The sequence below is a fragment of the Helicobacter hepaticus ATCC 51449 genome (assembly GCF_000007905.1).
In the GTDB taxonomy this organism is placed as follows: Bacteria; Campylobacterota; Campylobacteria; order Campylobacterales; family Helicobacteraceae; genus Helicobacter_C; species Helicobacter_C hepaticus.
The window spans coordinates 702991-719016 of record NC_004917.1 but is presented as its reverse complement, the minus strand read 5'-3'; the positions used below and the strand labels follow the sequence as shown (position 1 = coordinate 719016).

At 36.1% G+C, this 16026-nt stretch carries 10 protein-coding genes; 8 read left to right on the top strand and 2 right to left on the bottom strand.

Annotated features, from left to right (window positions below; genetic code table 11):
- Window positions 1-66: 66 nt before the first annotated feature.
- The 8 genes from HH_RS03630 to accA all read left to right on the top strand — a co-directional run bounded on the left by HH_RS03630 (window position 67) and on the right by accA (window position 12261).
- Entirely contained in the window at window positions 67-5514 is a 5448-nt protein-coding gene (locus HH_RS03630; RefSeq protein ID WP_011115576.1) for an alpha-2-macroglobulin family protein, read from the top strand.
- Between the two features lie 65 nt (window positions 5515-5579).
- Window positions 5580-7826, top strand: a complete 2247-nt coding sequence (gene pbpC / locus HH_RS03625) for a penicillin-binding protein 1C (RefSeq protein ID WP_226989506.1) — start codon at window positions 5580-5582, stop codon at window positions 7824-7826.
- Between the two features lie 50 nt (window positions 7827-7876).
- Complete coding sequence (gene fabG / locus HH_RS03620; RefSeq protein WP_011115574.1) at window positions 7877-8620, top strand: 3-oxoacyl-ACP reductase FabG; 744 nt, start codon at window positions 7877-7879, stop codon at window positions 8618-8620.
- A 96-nt stretch (window positions 8621-8716) separates the two neighbouring features.
- Window positions 8717-8872: a hypothetical protein gene (locus HH_RS09510; RefSeq protein ID WP_011115573.1), complete on the top strand. Its 156-nt coding sequence runs from the start codon at window positions 8717-8719 to the stop codon at window positions 8870-8872.
- A 12-nt stretch (window positions 8873-8884) separates the two neighbouring features.
- Window positions 8885-9565 (top strand): BspA family leucine-rich repeat surface protein, encoded by a 681-nt coding sequence (locus HH_RS03615; protein WP_011115572.1) that lies wholly within the window; start codon window positions 8885-8887, stop codon window positions 9563-9565.
- A gap of 215 nt (window positions 9566-9780) precedes the next feature.
- Window positions 9781-10011, top strand: a complete 231-nt coding sequence (gene acpP / locus HH_RS03610; protein ID WP_011115570.1) for an acyl carrier protein — start codon at window positions 9781-9783, stop codon at window positions 10009-10011.
- A gap of 75 nt (window positions 10012-10086) precedes the next feature.
- Entirely contained in the window at window positions 10087-11322 is a 1236-nt protein-coding gene (locus tag HH_RS03605) for a beta-ketoacyl-ACP synthase II (protein ID WP_011115569.1), read from the top strand.
- A gap of 12 nt (window positions 11323-11334) precedes the next feature.
- The gene (gene accA, locus HH_RS03600) at window positions 11335-12261 is read left to right on the top strand and encodes an acetyl-CoA carboxylase carboxyl transferase subunit alpha (protein ID WP_011115568.1); all 927 of its coding nucleotides are present in this window, start codon (window positions 11335-11337) and stop codon (window positions 12259-12261) included.
- An 85-nt stretch (window positions 12262-12346) separates the two neighbouring features.
- Here accA and HH_RS03595 read toward each other — a convergent pair whose 3' ends face one another.
- Together HH_RS03595 and HH_RS03590 are read right to left on the bottom strand one after the other, a co-directional pair.
- Window positions 12347-14404: a methyl-accepting chemotaxis protein gene (locus tag HH_RS03595; RefSeq protein WP_011115567.1), complete on the bottom strand. Its 2058-nt coding sequence runs from the start codon at window positions 14402-14404 to the stop codon at window positions 12347-12349.
- 171 nt (window positions 14405-14575) lie between these two features.
- The gene (locus tag HH_RS03590) at window positions 14576-16003 is read right to left on the bottom strand and encodes an anaerobic C4-dicarboxylate transporter (RefSeq protein ID WP_011115565.1); all 1428 of its coding nucleotides are present in this window, start codon (window positions 16001-16003) and stop codon (window positions 14576-14578) included.
- Window positions 16004-16026: the final 23 nt, after the last annotated feature.

Here is a 16026-nt window from a genome sequence, read left to right as displayed (position 1 = left end):
GAAAAAAGTGTTTTTTTTTTTTTGATATAATTTATAACTTTATAACTAAAAAATTCGGAGGGCTAAATGCGTTATTTATGTTATATATGGAAGTTTTTTGTATTTTTTGGATTTATTTATGTATCTACTTTTCTTACTGCTTGTTCGGATAATAAATTCGTAGAAAGTTATACTCAAAATATCTCTACTACACCAGAAATACTTATTACCTTTAATCAACCCATTGCATCAGAAAATGCAGAAAATATAGGCATTCTTTATAATGTAAATGAACAAGACAAATTCATTACGCTTAATGGAAACTCTTTGGTTGGGCATTACAGCTTCAAATCTCCTTATGAACTCCTCATTGTTCCAAGTGGCATACTTGAGCCAAATACAGATTATACGCTTAATATCAAGCTCTCAAAACTTGCTCAATCACTTTTAGAAGATACCATTAGCCTAGATCTTCATACTAATACTACAAAGATAGAGACATCTAAACTCCTTCCTCATTACATTGATGACAAAAGTTTTTTCATATCAGCCGAGATTGTTCTTTCTCAAGACATAAAAATTCTTCGCAATACAACCGGTATTTCTTCAGTAGATTCTAAAGAGTTGCGTTCAATTTTTCATCTCAAAGATGATACAGGTAAAGAGCTTGATTTCACTCTTGCCCCACAAGCGAGCAAAGATTTTGTTATTACAAGCCAAAATTTAACCTTTGATGATAAAGAAAAAAGTTATGAACTTACTCTATCTGCAAAACCTTTGGGTTTGGAAAAAGATGAAATATTGCGTTATGTGCGAGAAAATGAGGGCTTAGAAGTAGTAGATATTCAAGCTATCTTAGATGAAACACCTCATATCCAAGTGCATTTTTCCCAAAATCTTGCTGATAATGCAAATTTGGCAGATTTTGTCTCTATAAGCCCACAAGTAAAAACGAATATTACCAAACAAGGCAATATTATGAGGATTAATGCGTCTTTTAATCCTTCAACAAGCTATAAAGTGCATATCAAAGAGGGAATTATGGCTATTGACCGCTCACGTTTAGAAAAACCAAAAGATGCTGATATAGTGTTTAATCAAATTCCTCCTTCACTTGCCTTTTCTCAACAAGGTGTATTTTTGCCAAGTAATGCAGAGAAAAAAATTGCCTTTAAAAGTATAAATGTCAAAAAAGTTAATCTCAAAGTAAGCAAAATCTACCCAAATAACACTACGGCTTATCTGTATAAACAGAATCTCATTGGTGAAACCAAATATACTAATGCCTTATACAATGATTATGACGATTATGACGATGAATATAATGGAGGGCGCAGAGGGATATATGCAGATTTTGAACGATTGGGCGATGTTGTATTTGAACAAAGCTTTGATATTGCTATGCAAAAAAATCAATGGATTCAAACCCAACTTGATTTTTCCACACTCAAGGCACAAGAGGGTATATTTATTGTAGAACTTAGTTTTGATAAAAACGGGGTAGATTATGATTTCCCAGAGGGCACTTCGGAGTGGCGTAAAGAGCAATTTTTTAATCAACAAGGCAAGATTTTAAAGCATTTGATTTTTTCAAATATTGCGCTTTTAGCTCAACAAATTGACAACAAGCTTGAAGTATTTGCCCTTGATATTGTGAGCAATAAGCCTCTACCTCAAGTAAAAATAAATGCCATTAGCCACAAGAATCAAACTATCGCTACTCTTACTACTAATGAGCAAGGTCTAGCTCATTTTGAGCAGGCACAAAAAATAATGTATCTAAGCGCTACAAAAGGTGAAGATACTACTATTTTACGTCTGAATGCGCCTCTTAGCCTTGAGGGTTTTGATGTGGGAGGATTGCAATCACATCAACATACTTTTGCTTATATTTATACTGATAGAGGTGTTTATCGTCCCGGCGATACCGCCCATATTAATATCATTGCACGTGCAGATGCTAAACCTATAACCCACCCTATTCATATAACCCTTACTTCTCCGCAAGGTAAAGTAGTGCTTGAAGATTTTTCGCTCAAGGAGCAATTATTTGGGCTTTTTACTTATGATTTTAAAATAGACAAAAGTGCAGATACAGGTATTTGGCGACTTAAAACTAAAGTCGGAGGAAGTGAGTTTTGGCACAATATATCAGTAGAGAGTGTCGTGCCAAATCGTATAAAGGTAGAGATTGTAAGCCCAGAGCATATTAATCTTACAGAGCTTAAAAAAAATGATAATGCCCTCTTTTTTGATATCCGCTCACATTATCTTTTTGGTGCACCAGCAGCAAATCTTAAATATGAAAATAAAATTTATATGCAAGGCATAAATTTCTATGCCCCAGCCTATAATGGTTATACTTTTATGCACCCTTCATCTTTGCATTATAGTTTTAATGATACCTTAGAAGGACAGCTTAACGAAAATGGTCATACGCAAGGCTCTTTTAATGTAAAAAATACAGAGGATATAGGCAAAAATCTTCGTGCTTTTATTACGACAAAAGTCTTTGAAAATGGTGGGCGATTTGTGAGTGCAAGAAAAAATGTGGATATTGCACTCTATGATAGTTTTGTGGGGATTAAATCCCCTTCTCGCTATGTCAATATAGATTCTGAAATGCAAATCCCCATTATTGTCCTTTCTAGCAATACGCAAAAGCCTCTTGCTAACCATAACCTTAACTTTAGAATTTACCAAAATAGTTATTCGTGGTGGTGGGATTATGATAATTACAATGAGTTTGCGCGTTCTATTAAAAGAGATAAAAATACCAAGCTCCTAAAAAGCGGCACACTTATCTCTAAATTAGAGCCCGTTATGCTTACATTTAAGCCTACTCAATCAGGAGAGATTTTTATTGAGGTAGAAGATGAAAGTAATCATAGTAAAAGTGCAATTTTCCTCTATGCAAGTGAGGCTGGAGAGCCTATACAAGCCCAAAAAAATACACAACTTAAGATTCAATCAGATAAAGAACAATACCTCGTGGGCGAGGAAGCAACTATAAATTTTGAAAGCACACCTGATGCTCAAGCGCTTATCACTATCATCAATCAAGAGAAAGTCCTAGAGCGGTTTTGGATTCATACTAAAGACGCACAAAGTAGTTTTAAAATTCCGCTTAAAAAATCTTATGCACCTAATATTTATGTTGCTATCAATTTGTTACAAAACTATCACAAGCTTGATAATGACCGCTCACAAAGGCTTTATGGTGTATTGCCGCTTATGGTAGAAGATAAGGATTCTAAGCTTACACTTGAAATAAATGCCCCTCAATCAATCCGACCAAATACTGATTTTGCAGTCAAACTCTCTAATAAGGAAAACAAAAAAGTTGCCTATACCCTTGCTATTGTCGATGAAGGATTACTTGATTTGACAGATTTTGTCTCGCCAAATCCGTGGAAATATTTTTATCAAAAAATCGCTCTTGCACTTTCTAGCTTTGATAACTATAATCTTATCATTGGGCGAGATATAGGGCATATACATCAGATTCTCAAAGTCGGAGGAGATGAACTTGCAGCAGGTGCAAATCGTAAAGATTTGCATCAAGCCCAACGTTTTAAACCTGTAACATTTTACACGCCGCCTATTATGAGTGATGAATTTGGCAAAGCACAATTCACATATACTATGCCCGCTTATATGGGTAGTGTGAGAATTATGGCAGTAGCGGTAAATGACGAAGCCTATGGGAGTGCTTCAAGTGATATGAAAGTAAGCGCACCTGTTGTAATGCTTCCTACCATTCCACGCAGTCTTAAAATAGGTGATTCTTTTACTCTTGCTATTGAAGTATTTCCTACTCAAGATAATGTGGGTAAAGCTAATCTTACCCTTACAAGTGGCGAAAAAATCCGTCTTGAAAAAAATAACATCACACTTACCTTTAATGATAAAAAGTCTCAAATGATTCACCTTAAAGCTCAAGTGGATAAAGAAAGTATAGGACAAGATTTTATTGATATTACACTTAAAAGTGGGGATTTTAGTATGCAAGAGCGCACAGAAATTGATATTTTGCCAAATAATCCTTATACAACTCTCAATAAAAAATTTATCCTCGAATCAAGAGATTCATTCATACTTGAAAATCCAAAAGAATATATTAAAGATTCTCAAATGGGCTATGTGCTTGTGAGCGATAAGCCTATTATGAGCATTGACCATCGTCTTAAATGGCTTATACGTTATCCTTATGGTTGTATTGAACAAACAACTTCAAGTGTGCTTCCTCAACTTTTCCTCACAACCTTAAGTAAGGCAAATTTTATTGATAAACCCACGATAGTGAAAAATATTAATGCAGGTATTGCGCGTATAGCTACATTTCAGACAAGTAATGGTGGATTTGCTTATTGGCAGGGGGGCTCTTCTGCTGATAGATGGGGAAGTGCGTATGCTGGACATTTCTTATTGCTTGCTCAAGCACAAGGATATTATGTGCCAGAGAGTGTTCTTAAAGCGTGGATAAATTATGAAACTTATTATGTAAAAAATACAACTGATGTGCCCACCACGATTTATCCGCTTTACTTGCTTTCTCTTGCTGGAAAGCCACAAATAGGACTGCTCAATAACATATATGAACATCATTTTAAAAAGCTTGATGTAAGAGATAAATGGCTTCTAGCAGCGGCTTACAAGCTTGCAGGGCTTGAAGAGATTGCACAAAAAATTACAGAGAATCTCCCCACCAAAAGCACAGAGCGCGATAATTCATATTATCGTTTTAGCTATGGTTCGCCATTGCGTGATGATGCAATGATTCTTAAGGCTTATATGGATATTTATAAAACTCCACACAAGGAACTTTTAACATATATCCAACAACAGCTTGAAAGCAATAATTGGCTTTCTACTCAAACACTTGGCTATTCACTCCTTGCTATTGCACCCACGCTTTCTTCTCAAGGTGGGGATTCTCAAAATAGTTTTAGCATTACATTTGAGGGCAAGAACTTTGAGGGTAAAGATACACTGAAATTGCCATTTGATGATATAAAAGGCAAAATTACTTCACAAAGTGCTTTTCCACTTTATATTGCTCAAGTATGGGATGGCATCTTGCTTGAAAAAGATATAAAACCTAGTGCAAAAAAAATTGCACTTGAGCGAAGTTTTGTAGATGAAAAAGGAAACGCCATTGATGTAGATTCTTTGCCTTCTGGTAGCACTTTTTATCTTAAGCTCACACTCACAAATGCTGATAAAATCGTGATTGTGGATAATGTAGCTATCACGCAGAATCTTCCTAGTGGTTGGGAAATTGAAAATACACGATTAAATAATGATAAACTCCCCGATTTTGTTCGCAACGGCAATATTGCTTACACAGATATTCGCGATGATAAGATTATGTGGTTTTTAAATTATTATGGAGCAAATGAGAGTATGTTTGTCAAAATCAATACTATTACTCCGGGTAATTACCTCTTGCCTCCTGCAAATGCAGAAGCAATGTATGATAATAGTTTTCTTGCCAATACAGAATCTAGGGCTGTTTCGGTAACATCTCCGTGAGAAAAAGACATCAAAACATTTTTTTAACTTATCTCAAAGTGCCATTTTTATTTTTTATGGCACTTATGATACTTTTTTGTATCTATGGCATAGGAGTGTTTGTAAGCTTTTATACTACACTTTCTCCGCATAGTGATCTTTTTGAATCTAGATATAGCAAAAGCGTTTTTGATAGACATAATCATATCCTAAGTGTATTTTTAACGCCTGAGCAACAATGGCATCTCAAATCTCCATCGCCTATTTCATCTAAAATACGTGCAGCAGTGCTTACTTACGAAGATAAACGTTTTTATTCACATTTTGGTATAGATATACTTGCGCTTTTGCGAAGTATCAAAAATAATCTTACCTCCTCAAAACGCATAGGAGGAAGCACCATTAGTATGCAAGTAGTCAAGCTCTATCTTAATTCTCCACGCACTTATACAAATAAAATCAATGAGTTTTTTCAAACTCTTGCGCTTGAAGCTGCTTTTAATAAAGATGAAATTTTGCATATGTATCTTAATAACGCCCCTTATGGGGGAAATATTATCGGTTATCATTCGGCTGCTCTTTTATATTTTAATAAAGATGTTGGCTCTCTCACTTGGGCAGAATCTGCTCTCCTTGCAGTTTTACCTAATGCACCGGGCTTATTTAATCTCAAGAAAAATACGGATATTCTCAAAAATAAACGCGATGCCCTTTTGGTTAAACTTCACACGCAAGGCTATTTTGATAAAGAGATTCTCTCTATAGCACTCAAAGAGCCTCTTCCCTCACGCAAAATACATCATCATAATCTTGCACCACATCTTAGTCTCAAACTTATTGCTGCAAGGAAGCAAAATAATATTGTTTCTACGATTGATAAAACACTTCAAGCCCGTTTAGAAACTAAAATCAAACAATATCACAAAAAGCTTCTTTCTCAAGGAATTTTAAACCTCGCTGCACTTGTGGTAGATACGCAAAGTGGAGAGATTTTATGCTATGTGGGTTCGCAAGATTTTTTAGATATTGATAATTTTGGGCAAATTGATGGAGTAAGCGCAATGCGCTCTGTGGGCTCACTTTTAAAACCTTTTCTTTATGCTCTAAGCATTGATGATGGACTTATTGCTCCTCAAAGTCTGCTTGTAGATGTGCCCTTGTTTTTTTCTAATTTTAATCCACAAAATGCTACTAAAACTTATCAAGGCTTAGTGCCTGCACAAACTGCTTTGCAAAAATCACTCAATGTGCCTTTTGTCAAACTTTTGCAAAATTATGGTTATGAAAAATTCTTTTTCACATTGCAAGATATGGCAGGATTTGAAGCAAGTAATGCACAACGTTATGGTTTATCATTTATACTTGGCTCAAAAGAAATGAATATGCTTCAAATCGCACGACTTTATAGGGGTTTGGCTCAATATGGAGAATTTGGGGAGCTTTATACACTTTTAAATACCCAAAAGAAACCTCTTAAACGCTTTTTGAGCAAAGGAAGTGCTTACCTTACCCTTCAAACGCTCAAAGAGTTACAAAGAGAGGGGGATTTAGACTATCATAGAGAAAAAATGGCATTTTCGTGGAAAAGTGGCACAAGTTATGGGAGAAAAGATGCGTGGGCAGCAGGAGCTAGTCCTCAATATACTATCGTTGTCTGGGCTGGGAATTTCACAGGCAAAGCAAATCCGAATATTTTTGGCGTTAAAACAGCCGGGACATTGCTTTTTGAAATTCTTGAAGAACTCCCTAATAATAACATTAGTTTTTCTCTTCCTGCAGAATCTTTAAAAAACATTGAAGTGGATAGATTGAGCGGATATGGCGTAAATGATGAATTAAAAATTTTACTTGAAGAGAGCAAAATAGGGTTATCAAGCATTCTTTTTCCTACATCAGCTCAACCTCTGCAACCATCACCTTTTTTAAAAAAAGTTTTTTTAGCAAATGAAAAGGAAGTAGATTCTCTTGCTAAGGATTTTCTTTTTGCCAAACCCTCTCTTGCTCTTAAACTTCCTACAAATGTTCTAGCTTATTATAAGCTTCAAAATGTGAATATTCAAAAACATCTTTTAGAACGCAATAAAAGCTTACAAATTATCTATCCTTTACAAGGAATTACAATTATTCAGCCTAAAGATTTTGATGGACAGCAAGAGCTTATAATCCGCATTGCTAATCTTAAAAACCAACAAGTATCGTGGTATTTAAATGAAAAACTTATCCACATTTCTACACAATCTACACTTAAATTATTTCTTGCTCGGCGCACTCATTCTCTTGTCATTGTAGGTGAAGATGGGAATATGGACACCATAAGCTTTAATATAGAATGAACAAAAATTAGCTAAAATAAGTTAAGATTGTGCAAAAAAAGGAGAATACAATGAAATTTAATGGAGAAAATGTGCTTATTACAGGTGCAAGCAAAGGAATTGGGGCGCAAATTGCCAAAACTTTGGCAAGTTATGGACTTAAAGTATGGATAAATTACCGCTCAAAGCCTGAACTTGCCCAAAAGGTAAAAGAGGAAATAGAATCAAGCGGTGGTAAAGCAGCAGTGATTAAATTTGATGCAAGCATAGAAGAAGAGTTCATAGCTGGTTTAAAAGTTATTACACAAAGTGATGAGAAATTAGCCTATCTTGTGAATAATGCAGGAATTACAAATGACAAACTTGCATTGCGTATGAGCGTAGAAGATTTTGAAAACGTAATCGATGCAAATTTGAAATCGTGTTTTATTGGTTGCAGAGAAGCTTTGAAAATAATGAGCAAACAACGTTTTGGGAGTGTTGTAAATATCGCCTCAATCATTGGTGAGCGTGGCAATATGGGACAAACAAATTATGCAGCGAGTAAAGGTGGAATGATTGCAATGAGTAAATCTTTTGCCTATGAGGGCGCACCGCGAAATGTTCGCTTTAACTGCGTTACACCCGGTTTTATACAAAGCGATATGACTGATGAACTCAAACCCGAAGTTGTAGAAAGCTATATGAAAAATATCCCTCTTGCACGCTTTGGACAGGCAAGTGATGTAGCCCAAGCAGTGGCATTTTTGCTTTCAGAATCTTCAAGCTATATTACAGGTGAGGTATTAAAGGTCAATGGTGGGCTTTATATGTAAAACATACTTTAGAATCTGCTACTGATAAGGTAGATTCTATATAAAAGCAAAAGATTTTGCAGCAAGATTCGCAAATCTATTTGTTAAGGAGGTTTTATGAGTAAAGAAGAACTAAATGAGCAGTTATACAAGGCTGTTGAAAATGGAGATCTAGAGGACGTAATAGAAGCCTTAAAGGCAGGAGCTGAATGCACAAGGGATATTTCCAGTTTTGCCGAAGCTCGCCTAAGTGATTTGGAGCAAGAATATTAGGACGATAAAGCCTTGTATGCAGGATGCAGTGCGAAAAATTCCCCACAAGATTATATTTATAGAATCTATTCGCGATACGCAAAGGGACAAAAGCTCGATACTATTCTCAAAAGCGTATTTGATAGAAAGCCAGTCACGTCAAAAAGCAAGGGTGAGATAATCACGCCAAAAAACAAAATGAAGTTGCAAAAACTTGTAAAGCTTAAAAAGCAGTATTTAGGCGATATTGACATCAGCAATATTAAAGATTTATCATTTCTCTTTGAGGATGTTGATAGAAATGATTTTGCTGGGATTGAAAATTGGGATACGAGCAAGGTTACAACTATGCAAGATATGTTTAGATACTCTAATTTTAATGAAAACATATCCACTTGGGATACATCAAAGGTAAAAAATTTTAGCTTTATGTTTGAAGAAAATAAGGTGTTTAATCAGCCTATTGATAAATGGGATACTTCAAGTGCCACAAACTTTTCTTGTATGTTTTACCAAGCAGAAGCTTTCAATCAGCCCATTGGTGCTTGGAATACAAAAAAGGCTACAAATATGCATTATATGTTTGGTTATGCTTTAAGTTTTTGCCATAATGTAGGGTATTATTGGGATCTTAAAGGTGTAAAGGACACAGATAATATGTTTCGCGAAGCAACCGCATATAATCGTGCGCAAAAAAGGAATAAATGGGATTAGGATAGACAACATTTAGCGATAGATATACGCACGCATAATCTTGTATCTTGTGAAAGCGTAAAATACACGTGAGATTCTAAGGTATAACTTTTCAAATCCCTATATTTTGCAGAATCTCGCATAAGCTTTTGTAAAAGTTTCCAAATAGTAGCTAGTAATTTAACAAAAGTTTGATATAATCTCACCTTTTAAGTTTAAAACCAAAGGAGAATACAATGGATACATTTGAAAGTGTAAAGGCTGTAGTTGTTGAACAATTAAGTGTTGATGCAAATGAAGTAAAACCCGAATCTCGTTTTATTGAGGATTTGAATGCAGATTCTCTTGATGTTGTAGAGCTTGTTATGGCTCTTGAAGAGAAATTCTCTATTGAGATTCCAGATGAAGAAGCAGAAAAAATCAAAACAGTCAAAGATGTTGTTGCTTATATTGAAGCTAACAAATAAATTATAAACTATAGAATCTTGCTTTGCTTTATGCAGGTTGGATTCTATAACCCCCTTATTATAAAGGAATGAATGATGCGTCGAGTAGTGGTAACTGGTTTAGGAATGATTAACTCATTAGGCTTAAACAAAAGTGACTCTTTTAAAGCTATCATTAATGGACAATGTGGGATTAAAAGAATTTCTTGCTTTGATGTAGAAAATTTTCCTGTCAAAATTGCTGGTGAAATTACAGACTTTAATGTTGAAGAAGTTCTTGACCCACGCGAGGTAAAAAAGGCTGACCGATTTATCCAGCTTGGCTTAAAAGCAGCAAAGGAAGCAATGAGTGAGTGCGGATTGCTTGAAGGTAATGTCGTAAATATGTCACTTAGTGAGCGGTTTGGTGTTAGCTCCGGCGCAGGTATTGGTGGGCTTGGCAATATTGAGAAGAACTCCGTTGTTTGTGAGCAAAAAGGACCACGCAGAATTAATCCATTTTTTATTCCTTCTGCGCTTGTAAATATGCTCGGAGGTTTTATCTCTATTGAATACGCACTTAAGGGTCCTAATCTTGCAAGTGTTACGGCTTGTGCGGCTGGAACTCACGCTATTAGCGAAGCAGCAAAGACTATTATGCTCAATGGCGCAGATGCTATGCTTGTAATTGGTTCAGAATCTTCAATTTGCCCTGTGGGAATTGGTGGTTTTGCAGCGATGAAAGCACTAAGTGATAGAAATGATGAACCCTTGAAAGCTTCGCGTCCATTTGATAAAGAACGTAATGGATTTGTTATGGGTGAAGGTGCTGGAGCACTGGTGCTTGAGGAATATGAGAGTGCTAAAAAACGTGGTGCAAAAATTTATGCAGAATTGATTGGTTTTGGTGAGAGCGGTGATGCTAATCATATCACAACTCCTGCTCCACAAGGTGAAGGAGCATTAAGGGCTATCAAAGCTGCACTCAAAATGGCAAATAAACCTGTGGGATATGTCAATGCACACGGCACAAGCACGGCTTATAATGACCTTTATGAGACAATGGCACTTAAAGCTGCTTTTGGTTCTAAAGAATCTGTGCCACCTGTAAGTTCTACAAAAGGGCAAATTGGGCATTGTTTAGGTGCAGCTGGTGCTATAGAAGCAGTCATTTCTATTATGGCAATGCAAGAGGGTATCTTGCCTCCAACAATTAACCAAGAAAACCCAGACCCTGAATGTGATTTGGATTATATTCCCAATACTGCACGTGAGGCAAAAGTTGATGTTGTAATGAGTAACTCATTTGGCTTTGGTGGCACAAATGGTGTTGTAATATTTAGCAAAATCTAATTAGGAGGCATAATGGCAACCTATCTTGATTTTGAACAAAAAATTAAAAATCTCCAAGATGATATAGAATCTGCTATTATAAGTGGTGATAATGATGCTATATCAATCCTTGAAAAAGAGCTTGAAAAAGAAGTATCTAGCGTATATTCTAATATAAGTGATTACCAAAAATTACAGCTTGCACGCCACCCTGATCGTCCTTATGCAATGGATTATATTGAATCTATTCTCAAAAATCCTTATGAGATTAATGGAGACAGACATTTTAAAGATGATAAGGCAATCGTATGTTTTCTTGGTAAAATAGGTGAACAGACTACAATGATTATTGGTGAGGAAAAAGGAAGAGGCACAAAAAATAAACTTGCACGTAATTTTGGTATGCCAAGCCCTGAAGGCTATCGTAAGGCTTTGCGTGCGGCAAAGCTTGCCGAGAAATTTCATATTCCTATCCTTATGCTTGTAGATACACAAGGGGCTTATCCCGGATTAGGAGCAGAAGAACGCGGACAAAGTGAGGCAATTGCTAGAAATTTGCAAGAATTTGCCAAACTCAAAACGCCAACGATTGCGGTTGTTATTGGCGAAGGAGGAAGCGGTGGTGCATTAGCTATTGCAGTGGCAGACAAGCTTGCTATGATGCAATATTCTATCTTTAGTGTTATCTCCCCAGAAGGTTGTGCAGCGATATTATGGAATGATCCTTCAAAAATAGAATCTGCAACAAAGGCACTTAAAATTACGCCTATTGAGCTTAAAAAATGCGGGTTAATTGATGATGTTATCAATGAACCACTTATTGGTGCTCATAGAGATAAGGAATCTGCAGCAAAGGCTATAGAATCGTATTTTCTTAAAGCGTTTGAAGAAATATCACAAGATGATAACTACCTCAATAAACGCTATCAAAAGTTAATGAATTATGGGGCTTTTAGCTAATCATTAAAAATTCTTAGAAAGGGTAAGGGTTAAGATTTTTAGCCCTGCACAACGCACAGAGCAAAATCAAAATATTATTCATCAATTATTCAAACCTCTTCTTATTCACATCATCTAATATATCTTTAGCTACTTTATCTACTCTCTCACTAATCTCTGCACTAGAATTAGCAATCTCAACATTCTCTTGTGTAACAGATTCTAAATGTGATATAGCCTCATTAATTTGAGTAACTCCAGTAGTTTGCTCTCTAATAGATTCTCCCATATCATTAATACTTTGCACTAAGAGATTTGTATTAGCTTCAATCTCTCCTAAGCTCTTTTGAGTTCTCTCGGCTAATTTTCGCACCTCATCTGCAACAACAGCAAATCCTCTTCCGTGTTCTCCTGCTCTTGCAGCTTCTATTGCTGCATTAAGAGCAAGTAAGTTTGTTTGGTCTGCTATATCTCTAATGATACCTATAACATTTTTAATATCTTCACTTTGTTGGATAACTTCTCCAGTCTTACCACTTACATTTTGCATAGAACTTGTAATCTCTTCTACTGCTTGAGCTGTTTGTTCTAAAGAGGAAGCTTGGGAATTTGTTAAATTAGTAAGATTAGTTACTGCTTGAGCAAGAGATTTAGCTTCATTACTTAATGTTTGAGCAAAGTTTGAACTTGTTGAGAGCATTTTTCTAATTTCTTCTCCTAGAGTATTTGTAACAACTTCTACTCTACCACTTGCATCTTTTACTTCTGTGGTGAAGTCGAGTTTAGTATAGCTATCGAATACTCTTGCTATTTCATTGGTATCACTTCCTATTTTTGTTTGTAAATCATCAAGCATATGATTAAGCACATTTTTTAATTCATTAAGCTGTGGATTATGAGGAGTTTCTGTAATTCTTGCTCTAAAGTCTCCAGATTCTATGGTTTTTGCAGTTAAAACTGATTGTTCTACAGCTTTAGAATCTTGTTCTAAACCAGCTTTTGTTTTTTGAATATTATCATTAATAGCATTACCCATTTCACCTAATTCATCTTGAGCAACAATCTTAAGAGGTTGTGGTGCATCTTTGCGTTCGTGGTTGAGATAGGCAAAAAAGCTTGTAAGTGCGTTAAGTATTAATCGTATGCGTTTAGCTACACAGGTGCGTAAATAATACATTGTGCCTATGACAATAATTAATATTGTCCCTATGCTACAAGCAATAATAATCCATAGAAGTTCTACAAGTGGTTCATTAATGGATTTATTGGGGATATATGATAAGACATTCCAATACATATTACCCTCATTGAGTGGCTTTATAGAGCGCATACCGACGATACCTTCAATTCCTGCAGCTGTGCGGTAAGGGAAAATACCATTTTTTCCCTCTTTGGCAGCAATAATAATATTTTTTGTTTCTTGTGTTGGAACGATTTCATCAAGCTTTTTGCCTATAAAATTTTGATTTTGATTGATGATTATCGTGCCTTGCTCATCTATAACAAACCTTTGGTCATCATTAAAAACTCTAGCCTCTTCGCTTAATAGAGGAATCCCAATATTGGCAAAATTTATAAAAGCACCTAATGCACCTATAACTTTGCCATTTTTATCGTGTATGGGGACACCAAAGCCCTGTGCATATAACTCTTTATTTTGAAAATTGATGATTGCAGGGTGCGACAAACTCGGTTTATTGTTTGCAATAGCACCTTGTATAGATGTAAATGTTTTAATGATGGGTTCGGACTTGATAATGGCAGCTTTTTGTCCCTCTTTTCCATTTGATTGTGCGAGAATGATGAGTTCTTCACCCATAAATTGAGGCATAAATAAATACGCATACTCAATGCTGTTGATATTATTAGGAATTGCAGTGACAATATCCTTTAGACGCTCGGCACTGATAGTATTGTGCTCAATTTGAGTATTAATAGCAGTAGCACCAACAAATAATGTATCAAGCACCTCTGAACTTACCATATCAAGGATATTGCCGTAGCGATAAGAGGCCTGTTCTACAATTCTATGAGCTTGTTCTTCAAGTGAATGCTTTGAAGCGGAAATAATAAAAAATGCCAATATGCTTACACAAATTACTACAAATGCAGTTACTACACACGCTACCTTTGCACCAACATTTAGACGAGAAAAAATGTTCATAATACGACCTTTTTTAAACTAAGTTTAATAAAAATAGTTTTTATGTTATCAATATAAATGATTTTTTAAGAAAATACCAACAAATAGAAAAAACAATATATTTTACATAAATAATAAAATAGAATCTATACGCAAGGATATTCATTGAATGCTCCTGCATATAGAGACATCTTAAGCAAAGAGAGGAGTGACTATAAACCCAAGCCCTACTGCAAAGATTATCGCAAGTGTGCCGGGCACAATAAAGCTATGGTTAAAGACATATTTACCAATACGCGTTGAGCCGGTATCGTCCATTTGTACTGCACCAAGCAGGGTAGGGTATGTGGGCAATACGAAGAGAGCAGAAACTGCTGCAAAGCTTGCTACAAGAATGTAGGAAGATTCTGGAGTAGCCGCAGTTATGCCAAGTGCACCAATGACCACAGGCATAATAGCCTTTGCTGTTGCTGCCTGAGAGTAAAGCAACATACTTGCAAAGAAAAGTGCCACTGCTAAAAGTGCAGGATAATCACCTACAAGGTTGCTTGCTAAATCTCCAATTTCTTTTTTGTATCCGGCGACAAAGGTATTGCCAAGCCAAGCAACGCCTAGCACACAAATACAAGCTGTCATACCTGCCTTAAAAGTGCTGGCTTCAAGAAGTTTGCCTGTATCTATCTTGCAAAAAATCGTAATACAAGTAGCAATAGCTAACATAAATGCCATAATCGCTCCATCGCGTGGTAATCTCACTGGGTCAATGTAGCCTCTCATAAATTCAGCAATACCTGCCATAAGCCCTTGTCCATTATTGCTTACAATCACACCATTTAGGATATCCAAGAAAGGCTTACGCACAACATCAGAAATTGAAGTGGCATAAATCACCACGCAGAGCACACCTAATAAGAAAATTCCTACACTTAGTTTTGCACCTTTTTTGAGTTCAATATGTTGTGCACCAACAGAAGGCTTAACAAGTCCCGCTTTTAATCGTTCTTGATAGATGATGTCCTTGCTTAAATCAAGTGGGAAAAACTTGCTCACCACAAATGCAGTAAGCATACAAGCGGCAAAAGTTGTAATAAGCCATACAAGTAGCAATGTAGGGTAATTCCAGCCAAAATCTTCAAGAGCACCACTCATATACACCACTGCAGCACTTACAGGCGATGCAGTGATAGCAATCTGACTTGCGACAACGGCGATTGAAAGAGGTGCGGAAGGTTTAATGTTTTGCTCTTTTGCCACTTCTACAATCACAGGTATCATTGAAAATGCTGTATGCCCAGTGCCAGCTAAGAATGTAAGGAAATATGTAACCGTTGGAGCAAGGTAGTTAATGTATTTTGGATTCTTGCGCAAGATTTTTTCTGCCACTTGCACCATATAGTCTAGCCCACCAGCAAGTTGCATTGCCGCAATCGCTGCAATCACAGACATAATGATTAAAATCACGTCCCAAGGAATATCTCCGGGTTTCATACCGAGCACGAGACAAAGCACTACAACACCGAATCCTCCAGCATAGCCTATCGCCATACCTCCTAGTCGGATACCTAAGAAAATCGCACCAAGTAGCACTGCTACTTGTAAAACCAGTAATATTATTTCCATAAAAAATCCTTAAAAAATGAAAT